Below are 15,136 nucleotides of genomic sequence, written 5' to 3'. Positions count from 1 at the left end.
CGACCGGCAGGGTTCCGGGCTCATCCGCGGTCATCGGGCACCTCCCGTGACGAGGAGACCCCGGCGCTTCAGCATCCGTCGCTCGAGAGGTCCGAAGAAGACGAGCTCGATGAGGATGCCGATCGCGAGGATGGCGATGATCGTGCCGAGCACGCCGGCGAGGTCGGCGAGCTCGCGGCTCTGGTCGAGCATCGAGCCGAGCCCGAAGCCGATGGTGCCGCCGGTCGCGATGATCTCGGCGGCCATCAGGGAGCGCCACGAGAACGCCCAGCCCTGCTTCAGCCCGGCGAGGTAGCCAGGGAGCGCGGCAGGCAGGATGACGGCGGTGGCCAGCTGCCAGCGCGAGGCGCCCAGCACGGTGCCGACCCGGCGCAGCTGCGGCGGCACCTGGTCGATGCCGGCGATGAGGCCGTTGACGATCGACGGGATCGCGCCCATGAGGATGACGAAGTAGACCGTGGCGTCCGAGAGCCCGAACCAGATGATGGCGGCCGGCACCCACGCGACCGAGGGCAGCACCTGCAGGCCCGAGATGATGGGGCCGACAGCGCGGCGGATGGGCCGCACCTCGGCGAGCAGCAGGCCGATGGGCGTGCCGACGACGATCGCGATGAGGAATCCGATGACGCCGCGCTCGAGGCTGGTGGCGACGGCCTCCTGCAGGCGGCCGGAGTCCCATGCCAGGCCGAGGGCGTTCCACACGTCGACGGGGCCGGGCACGATGTCGGGCCGCGGCTGGGCGATGACGACATAGAGCTGCCACGCGACGATGAGGATGATGACGAAGAGGATCGGCGGCACGACGCTCGTCGCGAACCGACGCCAGGGGCCGGGTCCGCGCTCGGCATCCGTCTGGAGGCTGTCGAGACCGGCGGCGAGGCTGCGCAGGTCGTCGGCCGGTGCGTCGGTGGCGGCGACAGTCCTGCCCTTCGGTCCCTGAGCCTGTCGAAGGGCGGCCGGGGTCTGCTCGGCCAGTGTGGTGTCACGCGGCATTGCGGCGGATCTCCTTCCGCAGCTGGTCGGTGATCTCCACCGACAGGGCGGCGACCTCGGGCGACTCGATGCGGCGTCCCGTGGTCTTCGCGATGGTCCATTCCTGCACGATGCGGCCGGGGCGGCTTCCCATCAGCACCACGCGCTGGCCGAGCCGCGCGGCCTCCCGCACGTTGTGCGTCACGAACACGATGGTGCGGCCGGTCGCCCGCCAGACCCGCTCGAGCTCTTCGTGCAGCAGGTCGCGGGTGATCGCGTCGAGCGCGGCGAAGGGCTCGTCCATGAGCAGCACCGGGCGGTCCTGGGCCAGAGCCCGTGCGAGGGCCACGCGCTGACGCATTCCGCCCGAGAGCTCGTGCGGGCGCTTCTCGGCCGCGTCAGCCAGGTTGACGGCATCCAGCAGCGTCAGCGCCTTCTCGCGCCGTTCGCCGCGGGGCACGCCGCGCAGGCGCAGCGCGAGCTCGACGTTGCGGCGCGCGGTGAGCCACGGCATGAGCGCCGACTCCTGGAACATCACGGCGGCGCCTTCGGCGGGCGTCTCGATGCGTCCGGCGGTGGGCTTGTCGAGGTCGGCGATGAGGTTGAGCAGCGTCGACTTGCCGCAGCCCGATGCGCCCAGCAGGCACACGAACTCGCCCGGTGCGATGTCGAGCGACACGTCCTCCAGCACGACCGGTCCGGTGCCGAAGCGCTTGGAGACGCCGTCGATCCGCACCGCGGGCGCAGGCGCGGGCGCCGCTGCCGGAACGGGGGTGACGCTGTCGAAGCTGGGGCCGAGCGGGCTGCGGGGCGTCGCGTGCGCCGTCGCGCCGGCGTGCTCACGGGCCGGCGCACCCGCCGCCGGGGCGGCCTGCGCTGCCCCGGAGGCGGATGCGGGAGCGGTGCTCATGTCAGTCCTCGCCGAGCCCTGACGCCGAGACGGTGTCTTCGCCCTCGGCCTCGAGCTGCTTGTTCAGGAGGCGCAGATCGAAGAGGCCCTCGATCGAGCCCTCCTTCTGGGTGCCTGCTTCGATGCCGTTCTGGACGAGCGTCTCGAACGTGTCGGCGTGGGGGTCGACCGAGAACGTGACGTGCTCGAGCGCCCGCTCGATCACGGCGTCGTCCAGCGGCTTGCCGGTCTCCTTCTCGATGGCGCCGTTGATGACGGCCGGCGCCTGGTCGGGGTTGTCGGCGATCCACTGCACGGCGGCCTCGTGGCCCTTCAGCAGGTCGGCGACCACATCGGGGTGCTCGTCGAGGAACTCCTTGCGCACGAGGAGCACGGTGGTCGGGAACGCGCCGTCGTCCCAGAGGTCGGCCTCGTCCTGCAGCACGTGCGCACCGGCGTCGAGGATCAGGCGCGACACCCACGGCTCGGGGAGCCACGCGCCGTCGAGCTCGCCCTGCTGGAAGAGGGTGAGCGTCTGCGCGTTCTCGGTGGGCGTGACCTGCACGTCGCCGCCGCCGGAGGTGTCGGTCTCGAAGCCCTCGTCGGCCAGCCACTTCCGCAGCGCGACGTCCTGCGTGTTGCCCAGCTGCGGCGATGCGAGCGTGGTGCCCGCGAGGTCGTCGGGCGAATCGATGCCCTCGCGCACGACGAGCGCCGCGCCGCCGGTGGCGGCTCCCGCGACGATGCGTGCGGACTCGCCGCCGGACTGGATGAAGGTGTTGATCGACGGGTTGGGGCCGATGTACGTGGCGTCGATCGCGCCGGCCGACAGCGCCTCGATGGCGGCGGGGCCGGCGTTGAAGACCTGGGTCGTCACGTCGACGTCGCCCAGCGCGTCCTGGAACAGGCCCTCTTCGAGGCCGACCAGCGCAGGCGCGTGCGTCACGTTGGCGAAGTAGCCGAGGCGCAGCTCGTCGACCGGTGCGGCGGATTCTCCCGTTCCCGGGTCTGCCGCGGCGGAGGCGCAGCCGGCCATCATGGCCGCCACAAGTCCCAGGGTTGTGATTGCGGTCGTAGTGCGGATGATGTTCTTCACGGTGTCGCCTCCTCTGTGTCGGGGGTGGAGCTGGTGCGGTGGGTTGGTGTGCGCGACAAACTCAGTCGCGCACGATGCCGGCGGCGAGTGTGGCGCCGTCGGACGGATGGATCACGAGGAACGAGCCCCCGTGACGGCTGGTGCGGTACGGCTCGAGCGGCAGATCGGCCGCCACTCGCAGTCGCACGCGGCCGATGTCGTTGGTCTCGAGCGTCTGCGCCGGCTCGTGCGTGAGCGCGTCGAGGTCGTAGCGGGACTCGATCTGCGCGACGATGGCCTGCACCGTCGCGGTGCCGTGCTTGATGAGGACACGGATGCCGGGGGTCAGCGTCCGCGCATCCAGCTGGAACAGCTCGGCGTCGAACTCCCGTCGGGCCGCCGGCAGCGAGCCTGCCGTGACCACCAGGGCACCGCGTGCCGTGTCGATGTCGTCCGCGAACTCGAGGGAGACGGACTGCGCGGCGGTCGCCTCGTCGACCTCGGCGCCGGCGGAGCGGATGCCGGTGACCGTGGTCTCCCGGCCGGCCGGGAACACCTCGACCCGGTCGCCCACGCGGACGACGCCGCTCGAGATGCGGCCCGCGACCGCGCGGTAGTCGCGCAGCCGCTCGGCCTCGGCGCCGTCGATGCCCGGTGCGAGGCCGCCCTGCGGGCGCAGCACGAGCTGCACCGGCAGGCGCAGCGGCTCGAGGTCCCGCTCCGTCTCATCGGCGGCGGGGAGCGTCTCGAGCAGCTCGAGCAGTGCCGGGCCGTCATACCAGGGCGTCCGCTCGGAGCGGTCCACGATGTTGTCGCCCTCGAGTGCCGATACGGGCAGCACGTGGAGATCCTCGATGCCGAGCTCGAGCGCGACGTCGCGGGCCTGAGCGGCGACGTCGGCGAAGGCATCCTCCGAGAACCCGATCAGGTCGATCTTGTTGACGGCCACGATCACGTGGGGCACCCGCAGCAGCGCCACGACGGCGAGGTGCCGCTTGGTCTGCTCGAGCACGCCCTTGCGGCCGTCGACGAGCACGATGACAGCGTCGGCGGTCGTCGCACCGGTCACCATGTTGCGCGTGTACTGCACGTGGCCCGGGCAGTCCGCGAGGATGAACGATCGCGTGCCCGTCGAGAAGTAGCGGTAGGCGACGTCGATCGTGATGCCCTGCTCGCGCTCGGCGCGGAGGCCATCGGTGAGGAGGGCGAAGTCGAAGTCGCCGTGCGCGAAGCCGCGGTCGGCGGACGTGCGGGCGACCTGCTCGAGCTGGTCGGCGAGGATCGCCTTCGAGTCGTGCAGCAGCCGGCCGACGAGCGTCGACTTGCCGTCGTCGACCGACCCCGCGGTCGCGAACCGGAACAGGGTGGGGGTCCGCGCTTCGTCTCGGTCGCTGGCGCTCCCTCGCTCAGCGGCCGGGATGACGGTCGTTGAGCGAGCGAGGAACGAGCGAGACGAAACGTCCTGGGTCTCGAGAGCGGTCATCAGAAGTACCCGTCCTTCTTGCGATCCTCCATGGCCGCCTCGCTGAGGCGGTCGTCGGCGCGGGTCGCGCCGCGCTCGGTGAGGGTGGAGACGGCGACCTCGGCGACGATCGCGGCGAGGTCCGCGGCATCCGATTCCACCGCGCCGGTGCAGCTCATGTCGCCGACCGTGCGGTAGCGGACCGTGCGGCGCTCGACTGTCTCGTTCTCGCGCGGCCGCGAGAACTCGCCGACCGGACGCCACATGCCGTCGCGGGCGTAGACGTCGCGCTCGTGCGCGAAGTACAGCGGCGGCAGTGCGATGCCCTCGCGCTCGATGTAGCGCCAGACGTCGAGCTCGGTCCAGTTCGAGATGGGGAACGCCCGCACGTGCTGGCCCGGAGTGTGGCGCCCGTTGTAGAGGCTCCAGAGCTCGGGGCGCTGGTTGCGCGGGTCCCACTGCCCGAACTCGTCGCGCAGCGAGATGATGCGCTCCTTGGCGCGGGCCTTGTCCTCGTCGCGGCGGGCCCCGCCGAACACGGCGTCGTGACGGCCGGCGGCAATGGCGTCGAGCAGCGGCACGGTCTGCAGCGGGTTGCGGGTGCCGTCGGCGCGCTCCTGCAGGCGACCGTCGTCGATGTAGTCCTGCACGCGGGCGACCTCGAGGCGGATGCCGAGCCGCTCGACGGTCTCGTCGCGGAAGGCCAGCACCTCGGGGAAGTTGTGCCCGGTGTCGACGTGCAGCACCGGGAACGGCACGCGGCCGGGCGCGAACGCCTTCGTTGCCAGGTGGAGCACGACGACCGAGTCCTTGCCGCCGGAGAACAGCAGCACGGGCCGCTCGAACTCGGCGACGACCTCGCGGATGACGTGGATGGCCTCGGCCTCGAGCAGGTCGAGCGTCGAGAGCGGGGCGCCCGGTCGCTGTGCTTCGACGGGCTCAGCAACCGGTCGAAGCGGCCCTTCGACAAGCTCAGGGACCGGGCCGTTGGCGGTGATCGTGTCGGTCATTCGTGGAGCCCGCATTCGGTCTTCGAGAGCCCGGCCCAGCGGCCGGATCGGGGGTCTTCGCCGGCGGCGACCGGCTTCGTGCACGGCTCGCAGCCGATCGACGGGTAGCCGAACCCGACGAGCAGGTTCACCGGCGCCTTGTGCGCGGTCGCGTAGGCCAGCACGTCGTCGAAGCTCCATGCGGCGACCGGATTCACCTTGACGAGGCCGTTGCGCTCGTCCCACGTCACGAGGGGGGTGTTCGTGCGCGTGGGCGCCTCGTCGCGGCGGACGCCCGTGAACCACACCTCGTAGCCGCCGAGCGCATCCTGCAGCGGGGCGACCTTGCGGCGCGCGCAGCAGAGGCCGGGATCCCGGGCGAAGAGCTGGGCGCCGAACTCGGCGTCCTGCTCCGCGACGGTCTGGTCGGGGGTGATGTCGACGATCCGCACGTCGAGCGCGCGCTGCACCTCGTCGCGCGTCGCGTAGGTCTCGGTGAAGTGGTAGCCCGTGTCGAGGAACAGCACGTCCACGCCGGGCAGCTGCTCGGCGACGAGGTGGGGGAGCGCGGCGTCGGCCATGGAGCAGGCGACGGCCGCGGCATCCGTCCCGAAATTGCGCGCGACCCACGCGACCACCTCGGCGGCGGATGCCTCGTGCGCGGTGAGACTGCCGAGCTCGAGGTTGCCCTGCTCGGCGAGGGCCTTCAGCTCTTCGCGCGTGCGCTTGACGGCGACGCGCGGGGCGAGGGAGACGGTCACTGGAGGGCCTCCTCTTCGGCGCGGTGGGCCCACTGGGCGAAGGTCTCGTTCGACGCGGCGTCGCGGTCGGCGAGGAAGCGGCGCACGACGCGCTCGACGTAGTCGGCGATGCCGTCCGCGGCCACCTTGAGCCCGCGCACGGTGCGGCCGAGTCCGGGCTCGTCGCGGTCCTGCGAGGCGAGTCCGCCGCCGAGGTGCACCTGGTACCCGGGCACCTGCTCGCCGTCGATCGTGACGAGCTGACCCTTCAGGCCGATGTCGGCGGTCTGGATGCGGGCGCAGGAGTTGGGGCATCCGTTGACATGGAGGGAGATCGGATGCGGCAGCTCGAAGCCGTTGAGACGCTCCTCGAGATCGAGCACGGCGGCGGTCGCGTTGACCTTGGTCTCGACGATCGCGAGCTTGCAGAACTCGATCCCGGTGCAGGCGATCGTGCCGCGGCGGATGAGGCTCGGACGCGCCTGCAGCCCGAGCGCGTCGAGCTCGGCGACGAGCGGCTCGACGTTCTCGGCGGGTACATCGAGGATGACGAGCTTCTGGTGCGGCGTCGTGCGCAGGCGGCTCGAGCCGTGCGCCTCGATGACGTCGGCGAGCTTCGCGAGCGTCGGGCCCGAGACGCGGCCCACGATCGGCGTGACGCCGACGTAGAAGCGCCCGTCCTTCTGCTCGTGCACGCCGACGTGGTCGCCCGCCGTGAGCGGCTTCGGCGCCGCGGGGCCGTCGGGGAGTTCGTACCCGAGGTACTCGTCCTGCAGCACCTGCCGGAACTTCTCGGTGCCCCACTCCGCGAGCAGGAACTTCAGCCGCGCCTTGTTGCGCAGCCGCCGGTAGCCGTAGTCGCGGAAGATCTGGGTGACGCCGTGCCAGGCATCCGCCACCTGATCGGGCCGCACGAAGGTGCCCAGGCGCTCGCCGAGACGCGGCGTGGTGGACAGCGCGCCACCGACCCACAGGTCGTAGCCGATGCCCAGCTCGGGGTGCTCCACCGCGACGAAGGCGACGTCGTTGATCTCGTGGACGACGTCCTGGCTGGGGTGCCCGGTGATCGCCGTCTTGAACTTGCGGGGCAGGTTCGCCAGCGTCTCGTCGCCGATGAACCGGTCGGTGATCTCGGTGATCTGCGGCGTCGGGTCGATCAGCTCGTCAGCGGCGATGCCGGCCACCGGCGATCCGAGCACGACGCGCGGCACGTCGCCGCAAGCCTCGGTGGTCTGCAGGCCCACGGCTTCGAGGCGGCGCCAGATCTCGGGCACGTCCTCGACGCGGATCCAGTGCAGCTGGATGTTCTGACGGTCGGTGATGTCGGCGCTGTCGCGGCCGAACTCGGTCGAGATGCCGGCGATCACGCGCAGCTGCGCGGTGGTCAGCTGACCGCCGTCGATGCGGACCCGCAGCATGAAGAACTCGTCCTCGAGCTCTTCGGGCGTCAGCGTCGCGGTGCGGCCTCCGTCGATCCCCGGCTTGCGCTGCGTGTACAGCCCCCAGACCCGGAACCGGCCGTGGAGGTCGGTCGGATCGATGGAGGCGAAGCCGCCCTTCGAGTAGGTCTGCTCGATGCGCTCGCGGACGCTGAGGCCGTTGTCGACCTGCTTCCACTCCTCGTTGCCGTTGAGCGGCGCGGTGCCGTCGATCTTCCACTGGCCGTTCGGCTTCGACGACGCGCGCGGCGGACGCACCGCGGCGCGCGGGCGTTCCGACGCAGCGTGCGCTGCGGTATCGCTGATGGTCACGGTGGCCTCCGGATGCTCCCCGGGCGTCCCCGGAGCGGACCCTAACGAGTCCGTTCCCTGAGGCTAGAAGCGGGCCGGTCGAGGGCCTATCCGAATGTCAAGGGGCGTTAACCGACGTAACGGGGCGTCACACAGTTGCGGTCCGTCGTCTTTGTGGACCGAGTCCAACGCGGGGTCAGCCCGACGTGGGCGTCAGCCCGACCTGGTCATCCCGAGATCCCCGCGCCGGCGCGGTAGCGGTCGATCACGATGTCGACCAGGCCGGCCGGCGGCTCGTCGTCGCCCAGCAGCGGCGGCGCCACCGGGGCACCGGCCGCCATCCGCACGGCGAGGTCATGGAAGTACCCCGGGGCGAGGAGGTAGTTCGCGACCACCGTGCGCGTCGCCGTCTTCGACACCGCCTGCGCCACCGCCACGTCCAGTCGCGGGTCTGCCGCCGCGAGGAAGCCGACGCCCACCTCGCGACCGAGCCGGGCGCCCAGCATCCGTCCGATCTCGCGGCAGTCCTCATTCGCGCGGTCGTCGCTGGATCCTGCCACCGCGAGCACGAGGGCGTCCTCGGGCGTGGGGGCGAGCGCGGTCAGGCGTGCCAGGAGCACCTCGACGAGCCGGGGATCGGGGCCGAGCGCCGGTGCGATCACCACCCCGTCGCGTCCCGCGGACTGCTGCCGCAGGTCGACGCGCACGTGGTACCCGGCCGAGAGCAGCAGCGGCACTATGACGACGGGCATCGCCTCCGGGATCGCGTCGAGGGATGCCGCGACATCCGGCTGCTGCACGTCCACATGGCCGAGGCGCACGGCGACGTCCGGGAGCCGCCGCGCGACGGCCTCGACGAGCCCGGCCACGGCCGCCTGCCCCGCGGGCGATGCGGTGCCGTGCGAGATGGCGAGGAGCGCGGGCCTGGTTGTCACGGCCCCATTGTGCCCGGCGCGTATGACGCGCATGTGTCCCCGCGGCCGGGAAGCGCGAAAGGGGAGATCTCCGCACACTCGGGTGCGGGGATCTCCCCTTCTGGAATTCCGGATGCCGCGGCTCAGGCCGCGCCGGACTCCCTGCCTCGCGCGAACCCGGCGTCGAAGCCGCGCTCGTAGGCCTGCTGCGCACCCCGGCCGCCGCGGCCGCGGCCGCGCTCGCCGCCGTGACCATGACCGTGACCGTGGGCGCCGTCGTGGCCGTGGTCGTGACCGTGGTCGCCGTCGTGGTCGAAGTGGCTGTGACCGGCGTGCGGGTGGTGGCCCGCGCAGCCGTGCTCACCGTAGCCGCGCATCGGCTCGTCGAAGCGCTCGGCCGGGTGACCGGGGCGCCCGGGCGCGAAGCCGCGGTGGCGGTTGTGCCCGTAGCCGTCGTGGATGTCGGGATCGAACGGACGCGGACGCCCGCCGAAGCCCGGCCCCCAGTTGGGGCGGAAGCCCGGACCGACGCCGTGGCCACGGAACTCCGGGCCGAACCCCGGAACGCCGCCCCGGCCGAAACCGGGCCGGCCGAACCCGCCGAAGCCGCGCTCGCGACCGGCCGTGTTCTCGTCCCAGCCGAGCTCGCGGGCGATCGCCTCGAGCGAGCTCGTCAGGGCTGTGTACGCCTCGGCGTCGCCGACGGCGTCGACCACGCGCGAGCGGATGCCGTCGACGATCCCGCTGATGCGCTCCTTCTCGGCGCGCCCGAGATCCGTCAGGGCCCACGTGCCGTCGCCATGCTCGACGACCCAGCCGCGTTCCTCGAGGCCGCGCAGGCGCTTGCCCTTTCGTGCGAGGCGCTCGCGGAGCTCCGGGGCGTCGATGTCGCCCGAGAGCACGTTCAGCAGCATCCAGTCGCGGCGACCGATGCCTTCGGCTTCGAGCGCCGTCGCGAACTCGCGGGTCAGCAGCGCGTCGACGGCGCGCAGCCAGTAGCCGAGCGGCCGAGGTTCGGCGGGGCGGGGAGCCTCCGTGTCGTGCTGGTCGTCGTTCTCTTCGTTATCGATGATGTCGTTCATGTGTGAAGTCCTTTGAGGGAGGGGGGCGGCATGAGAAGCCGCCGCGTTTTACATGTCGAAGTGCATGTACATGCAGTGTGACATGTAGTTGGGATGCATGTCAAGTCACATGTAAGTTGGAGGCATGTCGTCCACCCCCGCCGACCCTTCCGACGCCATCGCCGCCGCGCTCGCCCGATTGCGCGGACGAAGGATGCCGCGTCCGCCGTGGGCTGACGGCTCCGGCCCGCACGGCGAAGGGCCGCACGCACACGGCCACGCCGGGCACGGCTCGCACGGTCACGGCGGCCCGTACTCCCACGGCGCCGACCACGCCGACCACACCGAGGATCACGCGCACGGCGACGAACCGACCCGCGGCTTCGCGGGCCGTGGCGGCCGTGGCGGTCCCTGGGGTCGCGGAGCAGTGCCGGGATTCGGCGGGCCGGGGTTCGGCGGACCCGGATTCGGTGGACCGCCCTGGGGTGGTGGGGCCGCTCGCATCGGGGGACCAGCGCGCATGAGGCTGCTCGAGGCGCTGGCCGCGGCATCCCATCCGCTCTCGGTGGGCGAGATCGCAGAGGCTGTCGGCGTCGATCAGCCCCGGGCGTCGCGACTGGTGCAGCAGGCGGTGCAGCTCGACCTGGTGCGGCGCGAGGCCGACCCCGACGACGCACGTCGCACGCGCGTGGCGCTGACGGATGCCGGAACCCGGCTCGTGCGGGGCTTCCGGGGCGAGCGGCGGGAGGCGATGGATGCGGCGCTCGCCGCCTTCACCGACGACGAGCGCGCCGAGCTGGCGCGCCTGCTGACGAAGCTCGCCGACTCCTGGCCTTAAGGGTCAGGACTCAGCCAGCCGGTCGTTGAGCGAAGGAACCAGCGGCCGAGGCGAAACGCGCTGTGCGCGACACGGTCCGGGCCCGTTTCGTCTCGCTCGTTCCTCGCTCGCTCAACGACCGGGGCCCCGGCCCGCATCGTCCTCGCCCGCCCGGGTCAGAAGCTCGTGACGAGGTCTCCGAGCACGGCCTGCAGCTTGGAGGGGTCGGTGGCGTCGTAGTAGTGGGCGCCGGTCGCGCTCGAGATCGACTGCAGCGTCGCCACGTCGGCGTCGGCGCCGTACGCCAGCGTGAAGATGAGCACCGGTGTCGCGTGGTGCATGTCCTTCAGATTCGCGAGCATCTGGTCCGCGCCGATGGTCGGGGCGTTGGGGGTGTCGTTCTCACCGTCGCTGAGCAGCACGATGGCGTTGATGTGGTCGCTTGTCCACGAGGCCGCCTGCTGCGCGGCGAACGTGTCGACCGCCTGATACAGCGGTGTGTCGCCCATCGAGGTGAGCCCGCCGAGGGCGCCGAGGAACGCGTCGCGCGACGTCCCGATGTCGGAGACCGGCGACACCAGGCCCGGCAGCATCGCGCCATCCGGTCCCTGTGCGAACGCGGCGAGGCCGACGTCGTCGCCCGTGGTGAAGTGGCCGAGCGCCGCCTCGATCGCCTTGCGCGCCTGCACCAGCTTGGTGTCGCCCGCCGGGATCGGCTCGTCCATCGAGCCCGAGACATCGAGCAGGAACAGGACGTTGGCGCGCTTGCGCACCTCCGGGAACGAGGCCTGCACGGCGGTCACGACGTCTGCGGCGGGGAACGCGAGGGTGCCGCGCTGCGCGCCCTCGAGCTGGCCGATCTTCTCGACGCTCTCGTCGAGCGCGCGGTTGAGGTCGCGGTAGCCGGCGGCGCGCACGGCCGACTGGCCCTGCGCGGTGTGCGTGAAGCGGATGAAGTCCGCGGCAGCCTCCGCCTCGACCGGATCGATCCACTCGCCGGTCAGGCGCATCACCGGGTTGTCGGCGGAGTAGTAGCCGTCGGCGGGATAGATCGGCACCAGCTGCTCCGACGGCGGCTCGCCCTGCGTGCGCGTGATGCCGTCACGGCTGGTGATGCCGCGGTTGTAGTCCCACACCGACTTCTCGTCGACGATGACCGCGGAGAGGAAGTCGGCGGTGGAGCCGGATGCCTCGGCCTGGCGCGCGTGCCAGAGGAAGTGCTCGGGCGTCGCCATGTAGTGGCTGGTCGCGGTCTCGTTCTGATGCACCTCGGCCTGCACCGAGGGATCCTGCACCTGGGCGGCGGTGAGGTCGGTCAGCGATCCTGCCGCGGTGCCGTACGACGCATACATGGCAGCCTCGCCCGAGGTCGCCATCAGCGGACTGGTCTTGCCGAGCTTGAACGCGCCCCATTCGGGGTGGCCGAGGCCGCTCCACAGGTCGGGGTCGCCGGCCGCCTCGAAGATCTCGCTCCACGTCGGCGCCTCGGCATCCCACCCGATGGTCTCGGCGAGGTTCTCGGGCATCGCGATCACGACGTCGGAGGTCGCGACGCTCGTGCCGTCGGCGCGGAGATTGGTGGCGCCCTGGGACTGCGCGACGTCGACCCACGTGGAGGAGTCCGGCAGCCACACTGTCGGCTTCTGGTCGGCGGGAAGGTTCGGGAAGGCGGTCGCCACAACGGCGGTCGCGAGGCCGGACTTCTCCTTGGCGGTCGTCACCGTCACGCAGGATCCCGCGACGTTGCGGGGCTGGCTGTTGTAGGCGGCTGCCAGGCTCTCGACCATCTCGGAGTTCTCGAATGACGACAGGACGCTCACCGTGGCGCACGGCTGGGCGCCGGCCGTGGCGGCGGGCTCGTCCTGCGGGAACACGATCGGCTCGACGACCGCGGGGGCTGCCGGCGCCGGATCATCCGCGGCGGGAGCCGGTTCAGCGAGGTTCGACACGATCGCGTACGACACGGTGCTGATCGACCCCACCAGCACCACGATGCCGACGACCGTGGTCCAGATCAGGATGTTGCGGCGGCGCTTGCGCCGGCGTTCGCGCCGTTCGTCGATCGCCGACGGCTTCCTCGCGGGGGCCGGAGAAGCGGCGGAAGCGGACGCCGTGGGCAAGGGGGCGGTCGGCTGTGGAGAGGACTGGCCGCGGCGGGGTCCGGGCGCGTCGTCGTCGCCGCGCGTCTGATCGCGCATGGGCATCCTCGAAATCGATGCGGCCGTGAGGCCGGGCGGGGGGTCACCGGCCGGGTAGTCCGGTAAGGCTAGAGCCTAACCCGCGGGAGGTTGCGAGGCGAGGGCGAGGATGCCGGGAGATCACCGTGAAGCGCTGTTCAGCATCCCGATCAGCACAGCCGTCCACCACGCCGACTGGGAGACGACCGCGCTCCAGACGCACCACGCCCGCAACCGGCCGGGCAGGGCGGCGAAGCGGACGCCGGTGGGGAGGCGCGACAATTCGTCGGTCAGCCGTGTCATCCCGACGCCGTTCATGGCGGCGACGAGCACGGCGATCATCTTGATCGCGGTGAGCGGCTGTCCCAGGTCGGGCTGCAGGAAGGCGCCGGTGGCGACCAGTCCCGCGATGCCGAGCCACGCGAGCCCGCTCACGGTGCGCTCGACGCGTCGCAGATCGTCCAGACCGGCGCGGCGCATCATCCAGAGCAGGCCGCTCACCTCGAGGAGCACTGCGGCGCCGAGGCCCACGATCACCGACGCCAGATGGCCGAACAGTGCCGGAGCATGCAGCCACTGCGGCGGGACGACGGTCGTGCCGATCCACAGCGAGATGAGCATGGCGAGCAGGACGCCCCAATACCCCAGCGCCCGTCGATGGCGCGCGACGCGCCGGCTCTCAGCGAGTCGTCGCGGGGTCGACGGGATCACGGTGCCTCTCGGGATTCGGCTGCGGCGCGGGAAAGCGCGACGGCCCCCCAGTCGCACCGGTGATTTCTCACCGAATGCGAGGGTATCGGATGCCGGGACCCCTGCGTGCCGCGCCCGGGCGGCGCCCGCTCAGCCGGACGTGCCGGCGCGGTCGCGAGCGATGTCGGAGGGCTTCAGCTTCACCGGCAGCAGGAGGAGCAGTCCCACCAGCAGCACGATCACGATGCCGAGGATGCCGTAGTGGGTGGCGCCGAAGACGCCGATGAGCACCGACCAGAGCAGGGGAGACAGGAAGCTCATCACGCGGCCCGTGGTGGCGTAGAGGCCGAAGACCTCGCCCTGCATGCCGAGCGGCGTGACGCGCGCGAGCAGCGATCGGCTCGATGCCTGCGCGGGACCCACGGCGGCGGAGAGGATGATCCCGCCGACCCAGAACACCGGCTTGCCGCCCTCGCGGAAGAAGAAGACGAAGAGCGCGCTCACGATGAGGACGGTGAGCGCCGTGATGATGACCGCGCGGGCACCGAACCGGTCGTCGAGGCGGCCGGCGATGATCGTCGATACGCCCGCCACGAGGTTGAGCGCGATGCCGAACGCGATGACCTCGGTCGCGCTGAACCCGAAGGACACGGCGGCGAGCACGCCGCCGAAGGCGAACACGCCGGCCAACCCGTCGCGGTAGACGGCGCTCGCAATGAGGAACCAGAAGGTCGGCCGGTGCTCGCGGAAGAGCGCCACGATGTCGTGCACGAGCACGACGTAGCTCTCGAAGAACCCGACACGCCGGCGGTCGGGGCTCGCCGGCGACTCGGGCACCAGGAAGACGAAGGGGAGCGCGAACAGCACCGTCCATACCGCGGCGCCGACGGCGATGAGGCGGTATGCCAGACCGTCCGAGACGTCGAGTCCGAACCAGTCGAAGGTGTTGAGCACGACGACGAGGGCCAGTGCGAGGATGCCGCCGATGTAGCCGAGGCCCCATCCCAGGCCGCTCACGCGGCCGATCGTCTTCGGGGTCGAGACCTGCACGAGCATCGCGTTGTAGTTGACGCCCGCGATCTCGGACGAGACCGAGCCGAGGGCGACGAGGATGGCGCCCAGCCAGAAGAACTGCGGCTCTGCGTAGACGAAGAAGAGCGCGAACTGCAGCAGGGCCAGCACCGCGGTCGCACCGACCACCCAGCGCTTCTTGGTGCCCGCCGCGTCGGCGCGCTGACCCAGCACCGGCGCCAGCAGGAGGATCAGGATGCCGGCGGCGAAGGTCACCCACCCGTACCACTCCGAGAGGTCGGAGAGGGCGCCGCAATACTGCGTCGCGGCGTCGGCGGCGCGCGAGCAGACCATCTCGCCGTCGGCGTTCTGCGCCGCGACGTCAGCCGGCAGGAACGAGTCCGACACGAGGTACAGCGACACGAAGACGAAAGTGAGGATGACCGAGTTGAAGGGCTGCGTCGCCCAGTCCCACAGCGCCCAGGCGAACACCCGCCGACGCGGCACCGGGGTGTCGTCGAGGCCCGCGGTGTTCAGGGCGGCTGTCGACAGCACCGGATCGGCCGGCGCGGCGGGCTCGTCCGATCCAGGGGCGGGTGAGCTCATGTC

Annotated in this window: 13 protein-coding genes; 1 reads left to right on the top strand and 12 read right to left on the bottom strand. The window is 71.5% G+C overall.

Annotation, left to right across the window (positions count from 1 at the left end):
- Nucleotides 1-30 precede the first annotated feature (30 nt).
- From NCG93_RS12430 to NCG93_RS12390, 9 genes are all read right to left on the bottom strand, one after another.
- Nucleotides 31-993: an ABC transporter permease gene (locus tag NCG93_RS12430; protein WP_194412326.1), complete on the bottom strand. Its 963-nt coding sequence runs from the start codon at nt 991-993 to the stop codon at nt 31-33.
- Nucleotides 983-1,882, bottom strand: coding sequence for an ABC transporter ATP-binding protein (locus tag NCG93_RS12425; RefSeq protein WP_194412327.1), 900 nt, complete (start codon nt 1,880-1,882; stop codon nt 983-985). Before NCG93_RS12425 ends, NCG93_RS12430 begins: the two co-directional genes overlap by 11 nt.
- Before the next feature lies 1 nt (nt 1,883).
- The gene (locus tag NCG93_RS12420; RefSeq protein ID WP_194412328.1) at nt 1,884-2,957 is read right to left on the bottom strand and encodes an aliphatic sulfonate ABC transporter substrate-binding protein; all 1,074 of its coding nucleotides are present in this window, start codon (nt 2,955-2,957) and stop codon (nt 1,884-1,886) included.
- Between the two features lie 61 nt (nt 2,958-3,018).
- Nucleotides 3,019-4,419: a sulfate adenylyltransferase subunit 1 gene (locus NCG93_RS12415; protein ID WP_241741555.1), complete on the bottom strand. Its 1,401-nt coding sequence runs from the start codon at nt 4,417-4,419 to the stop codon at nt 3,019-3,021.
- The gene (cysD, locus tag NCG93_RS12410) at nt 4,419-5,408 is read right to left on the bottom strand and encodes a sulfate adenylyltransferase subunit CysD (RefSeq protein ID WP_194412329.1); all 990 of its coding nucleotides are present in this window, start codon (nt 5,406-5,408) and stop codon (nt 4,419-4,421) included. The genes NCG93_RS12415 and cysD overlap by 1 nt, the downstream gene beginning before the upstream one ends.
- Nucleotides 5,405-6,148 carry a phosphoadenylyl-sulfate reductase gene (locus NCG93_RS12405; protein WP_194412330.1) on the bottom strand — a complete coding sequence of 248 codons (744 nt, stop codon included), beginning with the start codon at nt 6,146-6,148 and terminating at the stop codon, nt 5,405-5,407. Before NCG93_RS12405 ends, cysD begins: the two co-directional genes overlap by 4 nt.
- On the bottom strand, nt 6,145-7,872 hold the full coding sequence (locus NCG93_RS12400) for a nitrite/sulfite reductase (RefSeq protein WP_194413704.1): 1,728 nt from the start codon (nt 7,870-7,872) through the stop codon (nt 6,145-6,147). The genes NCG93_RS12405 and NCG93_RS12400 overlap by 4 nt, the downstream gene beginning before the upstream one ends.
- 212 nt (nt 7,873-8,084) lie before the next feature.
- The gene (locus NCG93_RS12395) at nt 8,085-8,792 is read right to left on the bottom strand and encodes a sirohydrochlorin chelatase (RefSeq protein WP_252787541.1); all 708 of its coding nucleotides are present in this window, start codon (nt 8,790-8,792) and stop codon (nt 8,085-8,087) included.
- Nucleotides 8,793-8,914: 122 nt separating this feature from the next.
- Nucleotides 8,915-9,853 (bottom strand): MarR family winged helix-turn-helix transcriptional regulator, encoded by a 939-nt coding sequence (locus NCG93_RS12390; RefSeq protein ID WP_194412332.1) that lies wholly within the window; start codon nt 9,851-9,853, stop codon nt 8,915-8,917.
- 124 nt (nt 9,854-9,977) lie between these two features.
- Between NCG93_RS12390 and NCG93_RS20145 the strand changes: the two genes are divergently transcribed.
- Entirely contained in the window at nt 9,978-10,670 is a 693-nt protein-coding gene (locus NCG93_RS20145; RefSeq protein ID WP_284444960.1) for a MarR family winged helix-turn-helix transcriptional regulator, read from the top strand.
- A 155-nt stretch (nt 10,671-10,825) separates the two neighbouring features.
- On the opposite strand, the gene NCG93_RS12380 is transcribed toward NCG93_RS20145, so the two are convergent.
- From NCG93_RS12380 to NCG93_RS12370, 3 genes are all read right to left on the bottom strand, one after another.
- A complete protein-coding gene (locus NCG93_RS12380) occupies nt 10,826-12,847 on the bottom strand; it encodes a vWA domain-containing protein (protein ID WP_194412333.1) in 2,022 nt (673 codons plus the stop codon).
- Between the two features lie 120 nt (nt 12,848-12,967).
- Nucleotides 12,968-13,537, bottom strand: coding sequence for a hypothetical protein (locus tag NCG93_RS12375; RefSeq protein ID WP_194412334.1), 570 nt, complete (start codon nt 13,535-13,537; stop codon nt 12,968-12,970).
- 129 nt (nt 13,538-13,666) lie between these two features.
- Nucleotides 13,667-15,133: an MFS transporter gene (locus tag NCG93_RS12370; RefSeq protein ID WP_194413706.1), complete on the bottom strand. Its 1,467-nt coding sequence runs from the start codon at nt 15,131-15,133 to the stop codon at nt 13,667-13,669.
- Nucleotides 15,134-15,136: the final 3 nt, after the last annotated feature.

The organism is Microbacterium yannicii, from assembly GCF_024055635.1.
Lineage (GTDB): Bacteria > Actinomycetota > Actinomycetes > Actinomycetales > Microbacteriaceae > Microbacterium > Microbacterium yannicii.
Note: the sequence above shows the minus strand (reverse complement) of the source record. Positions and strands in the feature narration are given on the sequence as shown.

Bases quoted from the DNA above. Each gene is read 5' to 3' on its own strand.
- NCG93_RS12380 (WP_194412333.1), bottom strand. From the start codon at position 12,847: ATGCGCGATCAGACGCGCGGCGACGACGACGCGCCCGGACCCCGCCGC.
- NCG93_RS12415 (WP_241741555.1), bottom strand. From the start codon at position 4,419: ATGACCGCTCTCGAGACCCAGGACGTTTCGTCTCGCTCGTTCCTCGCT.
- NCG93_RS20145 (WP_284444960.1), top strand. From the start codon at position 9,978: ATGTCGTCCACCCCCGCCGACCCTTCCGACGCCATCGCCGCCGCGCTC.
- cysD (WP_194412329.1), bottom strand. From the start codon at position 5,408: ATGACCGACACGATCACCGCCAACGGCCCGGTCCCTGAGCTTGTCGAA.
- NCG93_RS12430 (WP_194412326.1), bottom strand. From the start codon at position 993: ATGCCGCGTGACACCACACTGGCCGAGCAGACCCCGGCCGCCCTTCGA.
- NCG93_RS12390 (WP_194412332.1), bottom strand. From the start codon at position 9,853: ATGAACGACATCATCGATAACGAAGAGAACGACGACCAGCACGACACG.
- NCG93_RS12370 (WP_194413706.1), bottom strand. From the start codon at position 15,133: ATGAGCTCACCCGCCCCTGGATCGGACGAGCCCGCCGCGCCGGCCGAT.
- NCG93_RS12425 (WP_194412327.1), bottom strand. From the start codon at position 1,882: ATGAGCACCGCTCCCGCATCCGCCTCCGGGGCAGCGCAGGCCGCCCCG.